Origin of the sequence: Amycolatopsis albidoflavus, assembly GCF_039525725.1 — a bacterium.
GTDB lineage: Bacteria > Actinomycetota > Actinomycetes > Mycobacteriales > Pseudonocardiaceae > Amycolatopsis > Amycolatopsis albidoflava.
The window spans coordinates 87,773-107,178 of record NZ_BAAAHV010000016.1 but is presented as its reverse complement, the minus strand read 5'-3'; the positions used below and the strand labels follow the sequence as shown (position 1 = coordinate 107,178).

The window sequence follows — 19,406 nt, the reverse complement described above, 5'->3', positions numbered from 1 at the left end:
TTCAAGCCGCCGCTCGCCAGTCGTCCGGAATGCGCACCCGCCCGAACGTATTAGTGCGCCGCAACCGAAACCCCATTCCCTCATAACGCCGGATCGCGTTCACATTCGTCGCCACCGCGTGCATGAACGGCGTCTCGCCCCGGTCGCGGATCCCCGCGGCCACCGCGCGCACCAACCGCCCGGCGAGACCGCGGTCGCGATAAGCCGGGTCCGTGCACACCGCGCTGATCTCCGTCCACCCCGGCGGGTGCAGCCGCTCCCCCGCCATCGCGACCAGCGCGCCGTGGTGCCGGATGCCGAGATACGTCCCGAGCAGCACAGTCCGCGGCAAAAACGGACCAGGTTTCGTCCGAGCGACCAGATCCAGCATCTCCGGCACATCGGCCACCGTCAACCGGACAGCCTCCGGGTCGGGCGCGGCGTCGACCCCGGCGTCCACCAGTTGGACCCCGGCCATCTCCTCCAGCAGCTCCCAATCCGGAGGAGGCGACCCAGCCTGCGCGAAGACCGGCACCACCGCCCCGGGACCGGCGAGCGCGGCGACGTCGTCCCACACGCCGGCAGTCGGCTTGTCGGGCACGGCCGAGAAGACCGAAACATCGGTTGGATAGCGCACGGCCTGTCCGACCCGCTCCGCGAAACCGGCATGCGGGCCAGTCAGCGAAGCCCACGCGGCATTGTCCAAAACAGACATCAAGCCCGCCGCGCGGCCCGGGCGATCATCCGGGCCAGGTCCGCCACCAAAGCCGGATCGTCCGGCAGCTGTCCCGTCGCTATCCGGATATGCGGCGTCCCCGGATTGCCCGCACGAGTACCCGACCCGGCCGAAACCCCGTTGGCCGCCAAGGTCATCAACGTCCGCGACTCCTCCGGAACCGGCACCCACAACGTCAAACCGTCCCGCGCTCGCACCGAAATCCCGTGCTCCCGCAACGCTTCCGTCAACGCCGTCCGCCGTTGCGCGTACCGATGCCGAGCCCGGTTCAGCAGTTCCGCGCTGCCGGGATCGGTCAGCAGAAACGCCTGCGCGTCCTGAAGAATCCGGCTCGACCACACCGATCCAGGCCCGCGCTGCTGCCGCACCCGCTCCACCAGCGCCGCCGACCCGCCGATCACGCAGCTGCGCAATTCAAGCCCGAACGCCGTGCAATACGACCGCACCAGCAACACCCGGCCGGGCAAGCGCGTGCCGAGGCTCAGCGACGGGGACGAAGCCAACGGCCCGAAATCGTCGTCCTCGATCACCGTGAGGTCCTCTTCGGACAGTACGGCGGCGAGTTCCGCGAGCCGGTCCGCCGGAACCGAATGCCCGAGCGGCGACTGTGCGCGCGGCTGATAAACAAAGGCGACCGGCCGGTGTTCCAGCGCCGCCGCGAGCGAGGACGGCAGCGGCCCGTCCTCGTCGCACCGCACCGGCACCACGTGGATCCGCGACCGCCGCAGCAATTCGCGCAGCCACGGCGCGGTCGGCGCTTCGAGCGCGATCACGTCGCCCGGCCGCGCGACCGCCTGGCAGGCCAGCAGCATCCCGTCCTGCCCGCCGGCCGCGACCGTCCACGATTCGGCGGCGAACGGCCACGTCGGCTTCACCGCGGCGCGCAATTGCGGCGTGATCGAGTTCTTGACCAGGCCGCCGAACCGTTCCGTGTGGACACCCGCGGCGACGGCGTCCTCCAGCGGCGGCAGCAATCCCGGATCCGGCAAGCCGTGTTCCAGATCGACCGTCTGCCAGCCGGAAAACGCGCGCTCCGGCGGCGGGCTCGACGGCGGTTCCAGCACTATCGTGCCGCGCCGCCGGCCCGTGCCGATCAATCCGGCCGCCCGCAGCTGCGACCACGCCTCGGCGATCGTCGTGGGGCTCACCGAAAGCTCGGCGGCCAGCGCCCGCACGGTGGGCAGCCGCGTGCCGGGCGGCACCTCCCCGTCGCGGATCAGGCCGGACACCGTCCCGGCCACGCCCCGCGCGGTGCGCTCGCCGATGCGGGACCCGAGCCAGCCTGCCCCGACCGGCAGCGTCGTCGTCGCGAGTTCGCCCGTGGCCACGCACCGGCTCCCCTCGTCACCCGGAAATCCGAAAACCTCTGACCCGATCAGAAGCTAGAGCGGCAACGGCACGCGGCAAAGGCGTTTCACATCCTGGCGGGCCCGCCCGGTACAAAACGCCCGTGACGTCCGACACCGCCGCGGTGTCCGCTTTCGGAATTTCACTCGATCAGGTTAGGCTAACCTTCATGAGTCACTCCTGGCCGGAAGCACCGGCGCTCGCCGGCACCGGGCTCGCGCTCGGCTACGGCGGAAAGCCGGTGGTCCAGGACGCCGAGATCGTCCTGCGCGCGGGCGCGGTCACCGTCCTGGTCGGGCCCAACGGCTCCGGCAAGTCGACGCTGCTGCGCTCGCTCGCCCGGCTGCACCCGCTGACCGCGGGCGACGTCGCCCTGGCCGGGCAAGACGCGCTCGCCTTGTCCCCCAAGGAGTTCGCCCGCCAGGTCACGCTGCTGACCCAGTCGCGCCCCACGCCCGGCGGCGTGCGCGTGCGCGACGTCGTGTCCTACGGCCGCCACCCGTACCGCGGCCGCTTCGGCTCCGGCGATCCCGAGGGACCGGAGCTGGTCGAGCGGGCCATGCGGCACACCGGCGTCGACGGGATGGCCGAGCGCCCGGTGGACGAGCTGTCCGGCGGCGAACTCCAGCGCGTCTGGCTGGCGACCTGCTTCGCCCAGGACACCGGTGTCGTCCTGCTCGACGAGCCGACGACCTTCCTCGACCTGCGCTACCAGATCGAAACGCTGGATCTCGTGCGCGACCTCGCCGACGAGCACGGTGTCGCGGTCGGCGTCGTGCTGCACGACCTCGACCAGGCCGCCGCCGTCGCCGACGAGGTGGTGCTGCTGTGCCGCGGCGCCGTCCACGCGACCGGCCGCCCGGCCGACGTGCTGACCGCCGAGGCGCTCAGCGACGTCTACGGCCTGCGCATCGACGTCCATGTCGACGACGAGGGGCACGTCCGCACGCGCCCGGTCGGACGGCACACCTCCCGGCCGCGGCCGGTCCGCTCAGCCTGACCCATCCCCGAGTTCAAAGGAAAACCCCCGTGTCCAGTGTGCCCAAACCTGCCCGCAGGCCGTTCCTGAAGACCGCCGCGGCGCTGCTCGCCACGTTCGCGCTCGCCGCGTGCGGCACCACCGAGGCCCCCGCGGACCAGAGCCAGGCCGCCTCCGCGAAGCCGTCCGGCCCGGTCCACCTGACCGACGAGCGCGGCAAGCTCGACCTGCCCGCGCCGGCCGCCAAGGTCGTGTCGCTGGAATGGGGCCTCACCGAGAACCTGCTGGCGCTGGGCGTGAAGCCGATCGGCGCGGCGGACGTCAAGGGCTACAACACTTACGACAAGGTGATGCCGCTCGCCGCGTCCACTCCGGACGTCGGCACCCGCGGCGAGCCGAGTCTCGACGCGATCGCGGCGCTGCACCCGGATCTCGTGGTCACCACCACGGACCTGCCGGAGAACGTGATCGCGCAGCTCTCGAAGCAGACGAAGGTGCTCACGCTGCGCGGGTCGGATTCGGCCGACCCGATCGGCTACCTGCGCAAGACCGTGACCACGCTGTCCGAGGCGACCGGAACGCAGGAGCAGGGCCGCAAGCTGCTCGCCGAATTCGACACCAAGGTCGCCGAGGGCAAGAAGAAGCTGGCCGACGCGGGCAAAACCGGCGCCAAGTTCGTCATGACCGACGGCTACTCGACCTCCGGCACGGTCACTGTCCGGATGTACACGAAGGGCTCCTTCCTGGGCAGCATCGCCGACCAGCTCGGCGTCGCGAACCAGTGGACCGGCGAGGGCGACAAGGTCTACGGCCTCGCCCCGACCGACGTCGAAGGCCTGACCAAGATCACCGATCCGGCCACGTCCTTCGTCTACGCCGCCAACGCCGCCGAATCCGACGTCTTCACCCAGGAACTCGCGGGCAACGCGGTGTGGAAGCAGCTGCCGTTCGTCAAGGCCGGGAAGCTGCACCGGATTCCGGACGGCATCTGGATGTTCGGCGGCCCGAAGTCGGCGATCGCCTATGTGGACGCGCTCACCGGCGCCCTGACGCGCTGATCCGATGACCGCACCAGCCCCCGCACCCGCCCGGCCGCCGCTCGTCTCGCGGAAACCGAGGCTGACGGCGTCCGTCGTCTTCCTCAGCGGAATTGTCGCGCTGCTCGTCCTGTCCGCCGTGCATCTGCTGCAAGGCACGTCGCACGTCGGGCTCGGCGAACTCCTGCGCGCCGTTTTCCCCGGCACGGACGACGACGCGCGCAGCCAGGCGGTGGCCGTGCTCGTGGCCAGCCGGCTCCCCCGGCTGGCCGCGGCACTGCTCGTGGGGCTGGCGCTCGGATTCGCGGGCTGTGTGCTGCAGTCGGTGGCGCGGAACCCGCTCACCTCGCCGGACACGCTCGCGGTCAACGCCGGTGCGTATGTCTCGGTGGTCGGCGTCGCGGCGTTTGGGATCTCGCTTCCCTTCTACGTCAACGGAATCGTCGCGTTCGTCGGCGGTCTCGCGGCGGCCGGGCTGGTGTTGCTCGTCGCTCGCAGCAGCAGCGGCGGAGCGGCCCGGCTCGTGCTCGCCGGGTCCGCGATCGCGCTGGCGCTGACCGCGCTGACGTCGGTGCTGCTGATGTTGTTCCAGGAGCGCACCGCGGGCCTGTACGGCTGGGGCAGCGGCACGACTGTCCAATCCGGACTGCGCCAGGTTTCCCTTGCCGCACCGGTAATCGCGATCGGCATCGTGGCCACGCTCCTGCTCGCGCACCGGCTCGACGTGCTCAGCCTCGGCGACGACCACGCGCGAGTGCTGGGCATCGACGTCCGTCGCACGCGCACTTTCGCCGTCGTCGTGGCGGTGCTGCTTTCGGCGGTCGCGGTAACCGTCGCCGGGCCGATCGGATTCGTCGGCTTGTGCGCGCCGGTCATCGCTCGGCTGCTGGCCAACCGGGTGCCCGGGCTCGGCAAACATCCGGTGTTGCTGCCGCTCGCCGGGCTGACCGGGGCGCTGGTCGTCGTGGCCGCCGACGTCCTGCTGCGCGCCCTCGTTCCGGCCGACAAAGCGGTTTCGGTGCCGACCGGCGTCGTGACGACCCTCGCCGGCGCGACCGTGCTGGTCTGGTTGGCCCGTCGGCAACCCTCCGGAACACCGTCCGCCCGCGGAACGCACGGCACGGTCCGGTCGCGTCGTTGGGTGGCTGGCACCGGCGTCGTGCTGGCGGTCGCGCTCTTCGGCGCGGTAATCGCGGCGCTCCTGCTCGGCGACCGGATCGTGCTGCTCGGCGACGTCCTGAACTGGCTGCGCGGGGTGTCCGGCACCGAGGTGTCGTTCGCGCTCGACCTGCGCTGGCCGCGGATGCTCGCCGCACTGCTCGGCGGGGCGGCGCTGGCCGTCGCGGGCGCGCTGGTGCAGGCGATCTGCCGCAACCCGCTGGCCGAACCGAGCCTGCTCGGCGTGACGCCCGGCGCGAGCGTCGGCGCGATCAGCGTCGTGCTTTTGGTGCCCGGCATCGGAATCTGGCCGATGATGGGCGCGGCGACCGTCGCCGCGTTCGCGACGTTCGCCCTCGTGCACTGGCTCGCCGCCGGCCGCGGTTCGGGCGGCCGGGGGCTGTCGTCGGACCGGCTCGTGCTGGTCGGCATCGGCGTCAGCGCGGGCGCGCAGGCGATCACGACTCTCGTCGTGGTGCTCACCTCGCCGTGGAACGCGCACCTCGCGCTCACCTGGCTCGCCGGATCGACCTACGGCCGCGAGTTCGGCCAGGTCCTGCCGGTGCTGTTGTGCCTGGTCATCGCGCTGCCGCTCGCGCTGTCCAGCGCGCGGACGCTCGATCTGGTCTCACTCGACGAGGATGTGCCGCGCGTGCTCGGCGTCCCGCTGGACCGGTCTCGCCTCGCCTTCGCCGCGCTCGCCGCGGTGCTCACCGCCGCTGCCGCGTGTGCCGTGGGCGCACTGGGTTTCGTGGGCCTCGTCGCCCCGCACGCCGCGCGCGCTTTGGTGGGTTCCCGCCACTCGCGCTCGCTGCCGGTGGCCGCTGCGTTGGGAGCGGTGCTGGTGTGCGTCGCGGACACCTTGGGACGCACGGTCCTCGCACCGACCCAGATCGCGGCAGGCCTGGTGACCGCACTGATCGGCGCACCGTACTTCGGCTGGCTGCTGTGGCGGAGCCGCGCGAACGCCTAGGCGAACCAGGTGTCCAGCGCGACCTTCAGTTCGGCTTCTCCCCCAGCCCAGGCGATGACTCCGTCCGGGCGCAGCAGGAACGACTCGGTGTTCGTCGCCGGGACCACCTCGATCCGCTTCGTTGCCAGCGCGGCGAGATCGCGGCTCTCCGGATCGAGCACCAGCACACCCCGTCCCGTGCGAGTGTGGTCGGACAGCAGCGTGACCCGGCCTTCATCGTCCACAAGGGACCTGTCCGGACTGTGCAGACCGACCGGTTCCTCCGCGGGGTAAGGGAATTCGTACCGCTCTTTCACTCCGGACAGCAGATCCGAGAAGTACCGGTTCGCCTCCGGAAGATCCATCAGCTCCGCGACGATCTCCCGCAGCGCGTCGACATGCGGTCCCGGCGCGAGCAACGCCGACTGCGCGCGCGTATTGCGCAGCACCGCCGCGCCGGCCGGGCCGCGTTCGCGGAAGTAGCTGTCCAGCAACGTCTCCGGCATTTCCCCGCGCACGACCGCGGCCAGCTTCCAGCCGAGGTTCGCCGCGTCCAGCAGGCCGAGGTTGAGCCCTTGCCCGCCGCTCGGCGAGTGCACGTGCGCGGCATCGCCCGCGAGCAGAATCCGGCCGCGCCGGTAGTCGTCGGCCTGGCGGGCTTGGTCGGCGAACCGGCGGGAATCGCGCACCTCCGTCACGGTGACGTCCTCGCCGGTCACCCGCCGAATCGCCGCCGCCAGCTCCGCCGGAGTGACCGGCCCGTCGGACTCGCCGTCGCGGGCGAACTCGGTGACGCCGGCCATGCTTCCGCCGTGCATGAACGACCCGGCGGCGTAACGTCCGGCAGGCGGCACTGCCCCCTCGAACCGAACCTGGCCCGCGAGCGTCCGCAACAACGGCGGCGTGCCCGGAAATCCGAACCCGGCGAGGCTTCGAACCTTCCCTCGGCCGCCGTCGCAACCCACGAGGTAAGCGGCAGTAATCCGCCGTTCTCCTTGCGGCGTCTCGACAATCGCCGTCACACCGTCTACATCAGACTCGATCGCCGTCACCCGATGCGCCCTCCGCATCGGGACGCCGACCGCGTGTCCGGCAAGCAGCCGCTCCAGCTCCGGCTGCCAGATGTGCGTACGCGGGCGGTCCTCGTCCGGCAGGAGTTTGTGGATGTTCGCGAAGTGGCCGAGCGTGCTGCCGTGGTCGCGGGCGAAATCGCGTATCCCCTCCTCGTGCGCCGCCGCCAGCTGCGGTCCGAGACCGCGCCGGGTCAGCGCCTCCGTCGCGAGCACGCCGATACCGCGCGCCTTCCGTTCCGTCGCGGGCTGCGCGAGCTGCTCCACCACCAGCGGCTGGAGGCCGCCGAGCAAGAGTTCTGCGGCGAGGAACAGTCCGACCGGACCGGCCCCGACGATCACCACGTCTGCGTCCATGACTCTCCTTAACTTGTTAAAGACTAGACTGCCCTGAACTAGTTAAGGAGGCAATCGCCTTGCCGATCGAGATCCCCGCCGCGGTCCGGACCGCACTCGCCCTTGTCGCCGCCGACGGCCTCGACAAGCTGACTGTGCGCCGCCTCGCCACCGAACTCGGCGTCAAGGCACCCGCCCTGTACTGGCACTTCAGCAGCAAACGGGCCCTGCTCGACCACCTCGCCGACGCTCTCGTCACTCCCGTCCTGGACGATCTCCCGCCACTGGACACCCCTTGGCTGTCTTGGCTGGAACGAGCAGGCACCGCCTTGCACGCCGCCCTCCTCGGCCACCGGGACGGTGCCCGCATCGCGATCGGCGCAGACCTCCGGACCGCCCGTTCACTGGGCGAATTCGCCGAGCGAGCGGTGGACGTGCTGCACCGCGCCGGGTTCCCGCTCGCCGACGCGACCCGGTGCGCCGGGGTGTACGTGCACTTCGTCCTCGGCCGCGCCGTCGAAGACCAGACCTGGCCGGACGACCTCGACGCGACCATCGAGAGCATCCCGTTTCCGCTGATGGCACAGGGAATGCGGGAACGCCAGGCAGCCGGGAGCACCGTCGGGGACAGCTTCGAATACGCCCTCGGGATCGTGCTCGCCGGACTGGCGGCCAAGCGGCCACAGTAAGGTGCAATGACTCACTAAGTTGTACTGTTGCACTTTCTGCATGGTTCCACTTATGCTGGGCGGCAGACCACACCGGCACGAGAGGGGAAGACCATGAAAGAGACACCGCGCATCGCGATCGTCGGCGGCGGCCCGGGCGGACTGCTCGCCGCGCACGTCCTGCACGGGCACGGCCTCGCCGCGACTGTGTTCGACGCCGACACCGCCGTGGATTCACGCGATCCCGGCGGCACGCTCGATCTGCACGCCGACAGCGGGCAAATCGCCCTGGAGGACGCCGGGCTTCTGCCCGCCTTCCACGCACTGGCCCGCGTCGAAGGCCAAGCCATGACCAGACGCGACCACCACGGCACCCTGCTGAAGGAATTCACGCCCGCCGACGACGACACCGCCGCCCCGGAAATCGACCGCGGCCAACTGCGCGTCATGCTGCACGAACAGCTCGCCCCCGGAACCGTCCACTGGGGACACAAACTCACCGGCCTGACGACCGAAAACGGCGTCCACCGCTTGAAGTTCGCCAACGGATCCACAGTGGACGCCGACGTCGTGATCGGTGCGGACGGCACCTGGTCGAAGGTGCGCCGACGGCTCACCGACGCGATGCCGGACTACCTCGGCGTGTCCTTTTTGGACGTCCGGTTCGACGACGTCGAAACCCGGCACCCCGGTATCGCGGCCCTGGTCGGCAACGGCCAGCTCTTCACCACCGACGGCGCGGGCCGGGCGGTGATCGTGCAGCGCAACAGCAACGGAGTGATCCGCGGCTACGTCGCGTTCCGCGCCGAAGAGGACTGGGCCGAGCGAGAAGGCGTCGACCTCGCTGACCGCGCCTCGGTGCGGGAATTCCTGCTCCGCGAGTTCCGCGACTGGGGCCCGACAGTGCGTCCGCTGCTGACCGACAACGACGGCGACTACGTAGCGCGCGCGTTCACCGCGCTGCCCGCTCCCCTGACGTGGGAACGGGTGCCGGGCATCACCGTGCTCGGAGACGCCGCGCACGCGATGGCCCCGTTCGGCGGGCACGGCGCGAACCTGGCCCTGCTCGACGGTGCCGAATTGGCGCACGCGCTGCACGAAGAGCCGACCGTCGAAGCCGCGTTGACCCGCTACGAAACGACGATGTTCGCCCGCACCGGACACCTGGCCGCCGACGCGAACGCGGCGCTGCGGGGCTTCTTCGCCGACCAATCGGACGGCGCCCCGCACGACGTGCCGGACCGGGAAGCGGAACTCCGCGCCTACGAGGCCCGAGCCGCCGAATACCGCGCCGCCCCCACGCCCGCCGCCCGCTAGCCGAATGCCGTGAAGGGCTCCTTGAGGGAATCTGATTCCCTCAAGGAGCCCTTCACGGCTTTGGTCAGGAGCGCTTGCGGCGAACCGCCACTGCCGCCACCAGCGCGCCGCCGATGAGCAGCAACGCACCGCCGCCGATCAGGTAGCCGCGGATGTCCGCGCCGGTCGACGCGAGCGGGCCCTGGTCCGACGGGCCGGTTCCGGGGGCCACACCGCCGGAGTTGTCGCTCGTGGTCGTGATCGGGGCCGGGGCCTCCGAAGACGAACTAGCCGAACTGGACGAGGACGAACTGGGAGTTGTCGGGCTCGTGCTGCTGGCCGAGGACGTCGGCTGCGAGCTCGAGGACGTCGCGCTGGACGAGGACGACGTCGGCGCGGTCGAGGACTCCGTCTCCGACGGGCCGGTCGGCGCCGTGGAGCTGGAGGTCGTCGAACTCGTCGACGAGGTGGCGCTCGACGAGGTCGTGCTGGACGAGGTGGTGCTCGTCGGCTCAGTCGTCGTGGTCGACGTCGTGGAGGAACTCGACGTGGTGCTCGACGTCGGCTCCGTGCTCGACGTGCTGGTGGTGGTCGAGCTGGTCGGCTCCGTGCTCGACGTCGTAGTGCTGGTCGACGTCGTCGTGCTGGAGCTGGTCGACGTGGACGTCGTGCTGGTCGGCGTCGTAGGCGTCGTCGTCGGAGTCGCGCAATCCGGCAGGTCGCCGTTGAACGGATAGGCGTGGAACTCCTGCCCGCCCGCCGCGCCCTCGGAGGTGTGCAGCAGATTGCCCGCGGTGAAGAACCGGCCGTTGGTGCCCGACGCGGTGACCGTCGTGTCGCTGGACGGGTTGCCGACCAGCACGCTGCCCTGGAACTGCGCCTGCCCGGCGATCTTCACCTTCGACGCGTCCGGGAAGTTCCACAACAGCTTCTCGCGCAGGTGGTTGATCGGGTCCTGGTCGGCGAGGTCGCCGGTGTAGGTGTTGATCACCCGGTTGCCGCCGACGAGGTTCACCAGCACGGTCGCGCCCGCCGGGATGCCGGCGAACTCGAGGCCCTGCATGCCGCCGCCGGGACCGGTGAGGTCGAAGTCGACGTTGAACACCTGCAGCGCGGACTTCCCGTCGCCGGTGAACAGCGTGCGGTAGCCCTCGTTCTTGGCCGTCCCGGTCGCCGCGGATTTGCCGTAGCAGGTGCTGGCTTCCTGCAGCTGCGGCCGGAGCTGCTTGTACGGGTCCGCCGCGTTCGGGTCCTGCTTCAGCGTGCCGGTCACGGTCCCGGTGACGGTGCCGCCGTACCGCACGACGCCGTCGTCCGCGAGCAGCCGCTGGTTCGGCGCGACCGTGACGTTCTTGCCGGTGGTCAGGAAATCGCCGCCGTCCGGCGGGGGCACGCGCGAGCCGACGCCCGCGATGCCGACGTTGTAGATCGCGGACCCGCCCGCCCGCTTGTTCATGTCGAAGCCGCCGAGCACCACGACCCGGCCCTCGGCCTCGGCCGCGCCCTCGCGCACGAGGAAATCTCCGCCGGCGAAGACGTTGATGCCGTTGTCCCGTCCCGCGAACGGCCCGTTGTTGACCGGCGGGTACTTGCCCGGGCAGGCGTCGCCGACGCACGGGCCCAAGCCCCCGGGCAGCTGAGCGGCGCTCGCGCCCGGACCGGCCACGAACGCCACTGCACACACCGCCGCGGCGAGAGCTCCGCCGACGACGGCCATTTTCCTGGCACGCATGCGGCCGATCCTTACCCGGAACGGGCGAAATCCGGCAGTCGAAACACCGTAACCCACCCGAACGGGTCAGAAAATACCGCGCTCCTCAGACAAGTAGACTAGTGACGCTCCACACTCGACACCCCGCCGGAAGAATGTCCCGCAGTAGCCTCGCTCCCGTGGCTTCGCCCGACCAGAAGGCCCTCCTGATGCCCCCTCTCGTGCACCGGCACCCGCTCGCCGCACAGGCCGCGGAAATCCTTCTGGCACGCATTCGCGCCGGAGAATGGGCGCTGGGTCACAAATTGCCCGGGGAAACGACACTGGCCGCGCAACTGGGCGTCGGCCGTTCGACGATGCGCGAGGCGATCCGCGAATTGGCGGGCAAAGGCGTGCTCGATTCCCGGCAAGGCGCCGGAGTTTTCGTGACCGCGCTGGACGTCGCCGAGGATTGGGACGCCGTACTGGGCCGCGCCACCGTCGGGGCGGTGATCGAGGCGCGCATCGCCATCGAGGCGGAAGCCGCCGCCCTCGCCGCGCACCGCCGGACGCCGACCGACCTGCGCGCGATCCGCCGCGCGCTCGCCGCCCGCGCGCTCGGCGACCCGGACGTCGAATTTCTGGTGGACACCGACACCGCGTTCCACCGCACGGTGCTCGTCGCCGCGCACAACGACGTGCTGATCGAACTGTTCGACAGCTTCGTGCCGCGCGTCCACCGCGCGATGACGGACATGCTGCGCGCCCGGCCGATCACCGCGCCCGAAGAAGACCAAGCCGCGCATCTCGCGCTCGTCGACGCGATCGCGGACAAAGACGCGTCCGCCGCCGCGGAACTGAGCCGGGCGCACCTGACCGCCTTGAAGGAGGCACTTTCGTGAGCGAGGTCGTGCTGCGCCTGACCGACGTCGTGTTCCGCAGGCAGGGCAAGGAAATCCTGCACGGCGTGAACCTGACCGTGCGGGCGGGCGAACACTGGGCGCTGCTCGGCCCGAACGGCGCGGGGAAGAGCACCATCCTCGGTTTCTGCGGTGCGGTCACGCATCCGACCACCGGCACCGTCGACGTCCTCGGCGGACGGCTCGGCCGCGTCGAGTTGCAGGCGCTGCGCCGCAGCATCGGGCACGTCGACCCGCGGCATCCGCTGCGTTCGCCGCTCACCATCCGGGAGGTCGTGCTGACCGGCGTCACCGGAAGCATCGACACTCCCCCGCGCTGGCAGCCCACCGCGGCGCAGGTCGCCCAGGCCGACGAGCTCATCGGCCTGCTCGGCTTGGACGGCAAGGCGAGCGAACGCTGGCCGACCCTGTCCCAAGGCGAACGCGGCCGCGCCCTGATCGCCCGCGCGCTGATCAGCGACCCCCGGCTGCTGCTGCTCGACGAACCGTCCACCGGCCTGGACGTCGCGGCTCGCGAACAGCTGCTCGAAACAATCGACCTGCTCACCCGGACCCACCCCCGGCTCGCCTCCATCGTGGTCACCCATCACCTGGAGGAGCTGCCGGAAACGACGACGCACGCGCTGCTGATCGCGGACGGTTCGGTGGTGTCGTCCGGGCCGATCGAGCAGGCGGTGACCACGGCCAGCATCAGCCGGGCGTTCGGCCACCCGATCCGCGTGGACCGGCACGACGGGCGGTGGAGCGCCCGCGCCGCCCGCACCCGGTCCACCGAAGTCGCCTGACCCCAGCCACCGCCTGCTGTCCGTGAAGGGAACCTTCACGGACTCTGAGTCCCTCAGGGTTCCCCTCACGACCCTCGGAGGTCCGTGAAGGGCTCCTTGAGGGAATCTGATTCCCTCAAGGAGCCCTTCACGGACTTCCCGCGGCCATGGACCGGCAGACCGCCCGGCTCAGGCCGTCCGCAGCACCCGCCACGCGGAGAACCCCAGCAGCACCAGCTCCGCCGCCGAAAACCCGACCAGCGCGAGCGGGCTCGGCACCCACAGCAGCGTCATGCCGACCAGCAGCACCGGCACCACCAGCCCGGCGTAAGCCGCCAGGAAGATCCCCGCCAGCACCTCGCCCCGGGACATCGGATCGGCCAGCGCGGCCACCGTCCCGACCGAGGCGCGGAACCCGAGCCCCATCCCGCTCCCGGCGATCACCGATCCGGCGAAGAACAGAGCCAGCGAAGGCAGCAACGCAGCCGCCGACAGCACCGCCAGCCCGACCGGCATCAGCACGAACCCCAGCCGCAGCTGCGCCCGCGACGCCATCGACGCGAAGACCACCTGCGACACCGCCGCCGCGCCCAGCATCGAGCCCGCGGTGACGCCGGCGAGCATCCGGTTGTGCTGGTGCAGCCCTTCGGCGAGCAGCGTCGGCGCGAGCGACATGAACAGCCCGGTGATCGCGAACGCGGCGAACACCCCGATCGCCGCGCCGACGAACGCCGGCCGCGCCCCGGCGGGCAGCGACACCCGCTGCGGCCGGTACGCCGGACGCTCCTCGCGCCGCTCGACGGTCTCCGGCACCAGGCACACCGCGAACGCCGCGACCAGCAGCACCACCAGGAACACAATGAACGTGCTGGTCAGCGGGCCGTCGATGTACTGCGCGAAAACACCGCCGACGATCGGCCCGAGCCCGAGGCCGCCCATGTTCACCACGGTGGCGATCAGACCGGAGCGGCCGAGATCCTGGTCCGGGCGGGTCACCGCACGCAGCTCCGACAGGTGCGCGGTGGCGGTGGCCGTCAGCGCGCCGATGCCCACGCCGCACACGAACCGCGCGATCAGCAGGCCCGGGACCTCAGGCCAGAGCAGGAACAGGACCGCGGACAGCGCCTCGGCGAGCGTCGACGCGAGGATCACGCGGCGGCGGCCAAGCCAGTCGCTGACGTGCCCGGCGAGGTAGAGGCTGGCCATCACGCCGACCGCGTAGGCCGCGAAAATGACGGTGACCAGGAACGTCGGAAATCCGTCCCGCTGCTGGTAAATCGCGTACAGCGGGGTGGGCACGGTGGAGAACGCGAGGCACGCGGCGAACGCGAACGCGATGACCCGGAACCCCCAGCCGTGGCTGACGCGCCAGCCGGCCGGGGCGGAGAAAGCGGGCGAAGCTGTGGTGACCATGTCGACCTTCCAAGCGGGAACCTACGTCTGAAACGATCCCCTGCCGCACTCATCAAGTCCAACGAAAAGTGTTGGTCATAGTTATCTGGATCGGCGATAATTGAAGCCATGGAGACGCGCCAGCTCGAGTTCTTCATCGCGGTCGCCGAGGAGCTGAGCTTCACGCGGGCGGCGCAGCGGCTGTTCGCCACCCAGTCCACGGTCTCGGCGACGATCCGCGCGCTGGAGACCGACCTCGGCGCGACGCTCTTCGACCGGTCTACCCGCCGGGTCGCGCTGTCAACCGCGGGCGAGCTCTTCCTGCCCGAGGCGAAAGCGGCGCTGGAATCGGTGGAGCGGGCTCGCGAGGTGGTGCAGCAGGCGTCCGCCGGGCTGCGCGGAAGCCTCCGGATCGGCACGCTGACCAGCATGAACGCGTTCGACCTGCCAGTGCTGCTCGGCGCGTTCCACCGCAGGCATCCGCTGGTCGACCTGCATCTGACGGTGTCGCTCACCGGCTCGTCCGGCCTCGCCGACGACGTCCGCCACAGCCGGCTCGACGTCGCGCTGCTCGGCCTTTCCCGGGCGGAACTCGGCGGCCTGGACGCGACGCAGCTGGCCAGCGTGCCGTATTACGCCGTGCTGCCGGACAGCCATCCGCTCGCCGAGCGCGAGTCGGTCACGCTGCCGGAACTGGACGGAGAACTGTTCGTCGACTGTCCGCGCGGCTTCGGGAACCGGCTGGCGGTCGACCGGGAATTCGCCGCGCTCGGGCTTTCGCGCCGGGTGACCGCCGAGGTCGCCGATCTGCGGACCGTCCCGCGGTACGTCGCCGCCGGGCTCGGCGTGGCGGTTCTGCCCGGCACCGCCCGGCTGACCATGCCGGGCGTCGTGTCGATCCCGCTCGCTGAGACCTCGCTGACCTGGCCGCTTACTGTCGTCGTCTCCGCGAAGCGCCCGCCGTCGCAGGCCCTGCGGACGCTGCTGGAACTGTTCGTCGCGGCTGCTGCGGAGGGAGATATTACGGAGTTCTGACCAGGCCCCGGGCGGCCGGAATAGCGACCGGCGCCGCAGCGTCATCCTGTACACGAAGTTGTCGACGGGAGAGAAGGAAATGACGGAAAAAGCGATCCTGGCCGGCGGGTGTTTCTGGGGCATGGAGGAGCTGTTCCGCCACCAGCCCGGCGTGACCGCGACCCGCGTCGGGTACAGCGGCGGCGACGTCCCGAACGCCACCTACCGCAACCACGGCACCCACGCCGAAACCATCGAAGTCACCTACGACCCCGCCCGCACCGACTTCCGCGCCCTGCTGGAGTTCTTCTTCCAGGTCCACGACCCCAGCACCACAAACCGCCAAGGCAACGACATCGGCGCCAGCTACCGCTCCGCCATCTTCTACACCACCGACGAGCAAAAACAAATCGCCGAAGACACCATCGCCGACGTCGACGCCTCCGGCCTCTGGCCCGGCAAAGTCGTCACCGAAGTCACCCCCGCCGGCGACTTCTGGGAAGCCGAACCGGAGCACCAGGACTACCTCCAGCGCTACCCGCACGGCTACACCTGCCACTTCCCGCGTCCTGGCTGGAAACTCCCGAAGCGCGGCTGACCATGACCGACTATCCAGCGGCAGCAGTCGAAACCGGACACGTGGAACCGGTCCCCCGGCGAGTGCGCGGAGTGCTCGCCGGGAAGACCATTGTGGACAGCACACGGGCGAAATACGTCTGGGAATGGCCGTACTATCCGCAGTTCTACTTCCCGATCGACGACATTCTCTCCGGCGCGCTCGCACCCGAGGACGAGGCCGACGGCCCGGCCCGGCGGTACTCGGCCCGCGTCGGCGAGGTCGAAAAGCCTGCTGCCGCTTGGGTAAACGATTCTGTCCTGCCCGGACACATCCGGTTCGCCTGGGACGCTTTGGATGCCTGGTTCGAAGAAGACGAACAGGTTTTCGTCCACCCGCGCAACCCGTACACGCGGGTGGACGCTTTGCGCTCGACCCGGCACGTCCGGGTAGCGCTCAATGGCGTGACTTTGGCGGAATCGTCGTCACCGGTGCTGCTGTTCGAAACCGGTCTCCCGACGCGGTATTACTTCAACCGCACCGAAGTCGATTTCACGCATCTCGTCGCCGAGCCGGACATGGTCACCGCCTGCCCGTACAAGGGCGAGACGTCCGGCTACTGGTCCGTCCGCGCCGGCGACATCCTGCACGAGCACCTCGCCTGGACGTACGCCTACCCGGCCGCGGCAGTCCAGCCGATCGCCGGACTGGTGGCGTTCTACAACGAGATGGTGGACATCGAAGTAGACGGCGAACTTCTCCCCCGCCCGCGCACGCACTTCTCGCAGTGACTACAACCGGCCGAACGCCTCCACGACCGCGGCCGCCAGCCGGTCGCCGCGCTGCTGCTGTCCGGCAGGCACCGTGACACAGACGGTGAACCGGTCCGCCCACGTCATGATGCCGACTGCCACCGGAACGTCCGGCGCCAGCGACAAGACCGGGTACACCGTGCGGACGAGCGCACCGTTGAGCACCACCGGCGACCTCGCGCCGGGAAGCACCGAAGCGATCACGCTGAACCACGTGCCGCGGTAGACGAGCTTCGCCGCCCGGCGGTGCAGCGCCGGCGGCAGAATCCCGAGGACGCGCACGACCGCGTTGCCCGCACGGGGCGCGCCGCGACCGACCTGGTCGGCCAGCATCCGGTCCGTCACCCGCACCCGTTCGGAGAGCGACATCGCGCCGGTCGGCAGGTCGACCGACGCCGCGCCGGTGTGGTTGCCGAGCTGACGGAACGTCCCGGTGTCGCGGACCGACATCGGGATCAGCACCCGAAGCTGCTCCGGAGCGGTCCCGCCCAGCTCGCGATGCAAGGCCTCGGCGACGAGCGCGAGGACGAGGTTGGTCGTCGGCACCGCCGCCCGCCGCGCGGCCTTCCGGACCTCGGGGGCGGAGAGGTGCGCCCGAGCGAAATGCCGCTGGGGACTGTCGACCCGCTTGTCCCAGCCGACCCGGGGCGCGGCGCCGGCTCGGGCGAGGGCCCAGATACCGCGAGTGAGATCGGCGGCTTGGTTGCGAGTTTTGCTGCTTGAGCGGGGTTTCGGGCGCGCGGGCTCGGCGATGCCGGAACCCCCGGCCGATCCCGCTGGCCGATCAAGTCCGTGCCACACCGGGCTCGCCACGCGGGCGAACACCTCGCGCACTGGTGCCGCCAGCCCGGCAAGCCGCGCCCGCACCGCACTCCGCCCGGGTTGAGACCTGGTGCGCCCCAATGTGGCAGTGGGTGCTCCATCCATGCCCCCGCCACCACCCTCAACGAAGGCGCTGCCCGCCGCTGACTCCCTCAATGCACCCAATGTGGCGTTCGGTGCGCGAGACGCACCCAATGTGGCGTTCGGTGCGCGAGACGCACCCAATGCCACATTGGGGCGGCTCCACCACCCCCTCCGCCGAGACCGCGGCACCGCCACCGGCGCCAGCGGTTCCTTCCCCCGCGCTTGCCCCACCAGCGCGCTGATCACCGCGATCCCGTCACTCGCCGCATGGTGCAGCGCGATCAGCAACGTCCCCTGCTCCCCCTCGATCCCCGTCACCAGCCGCGCCCGGACCGGACGCTCCGGTGACACCGGTTCCGAGAAGAACGCGTCCATCTCCCGCGTCAAAGCCGCGTCCAACGGCTCCTCCGGCCCGACCCGCACCGACGTCAGCACGTCCGAAGACGTCCGGCCCGGGTCCTCCTGCCAGCGCGCCCGCCACAGCCCGCTGCCGGGCAGCAATCGCGTCCGCAAGCCGGGGGTCGCCGCCAGCAGATGCTCAGCGTCCGCGTGTGTGACCGGCGTGCCGTCCGCCTTGGGGTCGAACAGCAGCACCGCGCCGACCTGCTGCGGCACATCCGGAGTGGCCACGTGCACGAACAGCGCGTCCTCCGGCCGCAACCGCTGCGTCGGCGGGTTCAGCGGCGCGGAAGCCAGCGATTCCAGCGCGGTCTCCAACGGAGTAGCCGTCTCGCAATGCCGGGCGACAGCTTCCGCCATCTCCTTGAGGCGTTCCGGTTCAGCCAAGAGACCCCGCACGGTCTCCGCCAGCTCACCGTCCTTTGTGGACACCAGAGCGAGCCCGGCCGCGGCCATCAAGCGGGCGTTCGCCTTGCCGTGCGCGGCGATCGGGCGATGCATCAGCACCGGACGTCCGCAGGCGAGCGCTTCCAGCGACGTCGCGCCGCCCGCGTTGGTCACCACGACGTCCGCCGCCAGCGTGTCCAGCTCCGGCTGGTCCGTCCAGCCGACCACGCGCAGCCGCGGTTCGGCCAGCGCTCGCAGCCGGGCGGCTGCCGCGTCGTTGCGTCCGCAGATCGCGATCGGCACGACCGCCGGGTCCGCGGCGAGCAATTCCCGCACCGTCGTCTCGATTTCGCCGAAACCCAGCGACCCGCACGAAACGAGCGGGACGAACGCGTCCGGCGGCAGCTCCAGTTCGTGACGCGCCGCTGTCTGGTCGCCGGGGCGGAACACCGCGCGCACCGGCGGCGCGGACACCCCGACGTGCGCCGAGGGCGACGAGCGCAGCGCGGGGGCGACCGCGACGTCGTGCATCACCATGGTGAGATCGGCCGCGCCGTAAACCCAGAACGGATGCGGCGCGAAGTCCGAAACCCACGCACCGATCGGCACGGAGAGCTTTCCCTTGCGGCGCAGCCACGCCAGGCCCGCGGTGCCCATCGGATACGTCGAGAGCACCAGGTCCGGCGCGAATTCGGCGACCGGTTTCGCGAGCCGCGCCCCGCACCAGGAAGCGGTGAACCACCGGGACGCGGCGGCGAACCACGGAATCCGCCAGATCGCGCCGTAAAAGAATTCGTAAAGCCACGGGACGCTCTCCACATTGGCGACGTAAATCCGCTGGAAAAGCCCCTCGAAACCGGGGCCGAGCCGTTCGAGGGCGTTGAGCCACGAAACGGTCGCGTCCGGCCAGCGCTCGCGCACCGCGTCCTCGAGCGCGCGTCCCGTGGCGTTGTGCCCCTGCCCCATGTTCGCGGACACGATCAGCACGCGCACCAGCGCTTCCCCCTT

The 19,406-nt window shown here is 70.6% G+C and carries 16 protein-coding genes; 10 read left to right on the top strand and 6 right to left on the bottom strand.

From position 1 onward, the window contains the following. Window position 1: 1 nt before the first annotated feature. Both ABD156_RS26645 and ABD156_RS26640 read right to left on the bottom strand, forming a co-directional pair. Window positions 2–697 (bottom strand): GNAT family N-acetyltransferase, encoded by a 696-nt coding sequence (locus ABD156_RS26645; RefSeq protein WP_425546113.1) that lies wholly within the window; start codon window positions 695–697, stop codon window positions 2–4. Continuing rightward, window positions 694–2,043 carry an aminotransferase class I/II-fold pyridoxal phosphate-dependent enzyme gene (locus ABD156_RS26640; protein WP_344279289.1) on the bottom strand — a complete coding sequence of 450 codons (1,350 nt, stop codon included), beginning with the start codon at window positions 2,041–2,043 and terminating at the stop codon, window positions 694–696. The genes ABD156_RS26645 and ABD156_RS26640 overlap by 4 nt, the downstream gene beginning before the upstream one ends. A 188-nt stretch (window positions 2,044–2,231) precedes the next feature. Between ABD156_RS26640 and ABD156_RS26635 the strand changes: the two genes are divergently transcribed. From ABD156_RS26635 to ABD156_RS26625, 3 genes are read left to right on the top strand one after another with little or no spacing between them, the layout of a single operon-like run. Continuing rightward, window positions 2,232–3,062 (top strand): ABC transporter ATP-binding protein, encoded by an 831-nt coding sequence (locus ABD156_RS26635; protein WP_344279286.1) that lies wholly within the window; start codon window positions 2,232–2,234, stop codon window positions 3,060–3,062. Window positions 3,063–3,091: 29 nt separating this feature from the next. Then, entirely contained in the window at window positions 3,092–4,099 is a 1,008-nt protein-coding gene (locus tag ABD156_RS26630) for an ABC transporter substrate-binding protein (protein ID WP_344279283.1), read from the top strand. A 4-nt stretch (window positions 4,100–4,103) separates the two neighbouring features. Continuing rightward, a complete protein-coding gene (locus ABD156_RS26625) occupies window positions 4,104–6,209 on the top strand; it encodes an iron ABC transporter permease (protein ID WP_344279281.1) in 2,106 nt (701 codons plus the stop codon). Here the strand turns inward: ABD156_RS26625 and ABD156_RS26620 are convergent. Beyond that, window positions 6,206–7,615: an FAD-dependent monooxygenase gene (locus ABD156_RS26620; protein WP_344279278.1), complete on the bottom strand. Its 1,410-nt coding sequence runs from the start codon at window positions 7,613–7,615 to the stop codon at window positions 6,206–6,208. The genes ABD156_RS26625 and ABD156_RS26620 overlap by 4 nt on opposite strands. Before the next feature lie 59 nt (window positions 7,616–7,674). Between ABD156_RS26620 and ABD156_RS26615 the strand changes: the two genes are divergently transcribed. Together ABD156_RS26615 and ABD156_RS26610 are read left to right on the top strand one after the other, a co-directional pair. Further along, window positions 7,675–8,283, top strand: a complete 609-nt coding sequence (locus tag ABD156_RS26615; RefSeq protein WP_344279275.1) for a TetR/AcrR family transcriptional regulator C-terminal domain-containing protein — start codon at window positions 7,675–7,677, stop codon at window positions 8,281–8,283. A gap of 93 nt (window positions 8,284–8,376) precedes the next feature. After that, a complete protein-coding gene (locus ABD156_RS26610; RefSeq protein ID WP_344279272.1) occupies window positions 8,377–9,579 on the top strand; it encodes an FAD-dependent oxidoreductase in 1,203 nt (400 codons plus the stop codon). 64 nt (window positions 9,580–9,643) lie between these two features. Here ABD156_RS26610 and ABD156_RS26605 read toward each other — a convergent pair whose 3' ends face one another. After that, a complete protein-coding gene (locus tag ABD156_RS26605) occupies window positions 9,644–11,290 on the bottom strand; it encodes a choice-of-anchor A family protein (protein WP_344279270.1) in 1,647 nt (548 codons plus the stop codon). 158 nt (window positions 11,291–11,448) lie between these two features. On the opposite strand from ABD156_RS26605, the gene ABD156_RS26600 reads away from it, so the two are divergent. Then, window positions 11,449–12,150: a FadR/GntR family transcriptional regulator gene (locus ABD156_RS26600; protein ID WP_344279267.1), complete on the top strand. Its 702-nt coding sequence runs from the start codon at window positions 11,449–11,451 to the stop codon at window positions 12,148–12,150. After that, on the top strand, window positions 12,147–12,953 hold the full coding sequence (locus ABD156_RS26595; RefSeq protein ID WP_344279264.1) for an ABC transporter ATP-binding protein: 807 nt from the start codon (window positions 12,147–12,149) through the stop codon (window positions 12,951–12,953). Before ABD156_RS26600 ends, ABD156_RS26595 begins: the two co-directional genes overlap by 4 nt. A 168-nt stretch (window positions 12,954–13,121) precedes the next feature. On the opposite strand, the gene ABD156_RS26590 is transcribed toward ABD156_RS26595, so the two are convergent. Then, entirely contained in the window at window positions 13,122–14,345 is a 1,224-nt protein-coding gene (locus ABD156_RS26590) for an MFS transporter (RefSeq protein ID WP_344279261.1), read from the bottom strand. Between the two features lie 108 nt (window positions 14,346–14,453). On the opposite strand from ABD156_RS26590, the gene ABD156_RS26585 reads away from it, so the two are divergent. The 3 genes from ABD156_RS26585 (at window position 14,454) to ABD156_RS26575 (ending at window position 16,685) form a co-directional block, all read left to right on the top strand. After that, a complete protein-coding gene (locus ABD156_RS26585) occupies window positions 14,454–15,359 on the top strand; it encodes a LysR family transcriptional regulator (protein ID WP_344279258.1) in 906 nt (301 codons plus the stop codon). Between the two features lie 79 nt (window positions 15,360–15,438). Continuing rightward, window positions 15,439–15,936 carry a peptide-methionine (S)-S-oxide reductase MsrA gene (gene msrA / locus ABD156_RS26580; protein WP_344279255.1) on the top strand — a complete coding sequence of 166 codons (498 nt, stop codon included), beginning with the start codon at window positions 15,439–15,441 and terminating at the stop codon, window positions 15,934–15,936. Window positions 15,937–15,938: 2 nt separating this feature from the next. Then, entirely contained in the window at window positions 15,939–16,685 is a 747-nt protein-coding gene (locus tag ABD156_RS26575) for a DUF427 domain-containing protein (protein ID WP_344279252.1), read from the top strand. On the opposite strand, the gene ABD156_RS26570 is transcribed toward ABD156_RS26575, so the two are convergent. Continuing rightward, window positions 16,686–19,391, bottom strand: a complete 2,706-nt coding sequence (locus tag ABD156_RS26570) for an MGDG synthase family glycosyltransferase (RefSeq protein WP_344279250.1) — start codon at window positions 19,389–19,391, stop codon at window positions 16,686–16,688. Window positions 19,392–19,406 lie beyond the last annotated feature (15 nt).

Bases quoted from the DNA above. Each gene is read 5' to 3' on its own strand.
- ABD156_RS26635 (WP_344279286.1), top strand. From the start codon at position 2,232: ATGAGTCACTCCTGGCCGGAAGCACCGGCGCTCGCCGGCACCGGGCTC.
- ABD156_RS26625 (WP_344279281.1), top strand. From the start codon at position 4,104: ATGACCGCACCAGCCCCCGCACCCGCCCGGCCGCCGCTCGTCTCGCGG.
- ABD156_RS26620 (WP_344279278.1), bottom strand. From the start codon at position 7,615: ATGGACGCAGACGTGGTGATCGTCGGGGCCGGTCCGGTCGGACTGTTC.
- ABD156_RS26610 (WP_344279272.1), top strand. From the start codon at position 8,377: ATGAAAGAGACACCGCGCATCGCGATCGTCGGCGGCGGCCCGGGCGGA.
- ABD156_RS26605 (WP_344279270.1), bottom strand. From the start codon at position 11,290: ATGCGTGCCAGGAAAATGGCCGTCGTCGGCGGAGCTCTCGCCGCGGCG.
- ABD156_RS26590 (WP_344279261.1), bottom strand. From the start codon at position 14,345: ATGGTCACCACAGCTTCGCCCGCTTTCTCCGCCCCGGCCGGCTGGCGC.
- ABD156_RS26585 (WP_344279258.1), top strand. From the start codon at position 14,454: ATGGAGACGCGCCAGCTCGAGTTCTTCATCGCGGTCGCCGAGGAGCTG.
- msrA (WP_344279255.1), top strand. From the start codon at position 15,439: ATGACGGAAAAAGCGATCCTGGCCGGCGGGTGTTTCTGGGGCATGGAG.
- ABD156_RS26575 (WP_344279252.1), top strand. From the start codon at position 15,939: ATGACCGACTATCCAGCGGCAGCAGTCGAAACCGGACACGTGGAACCG.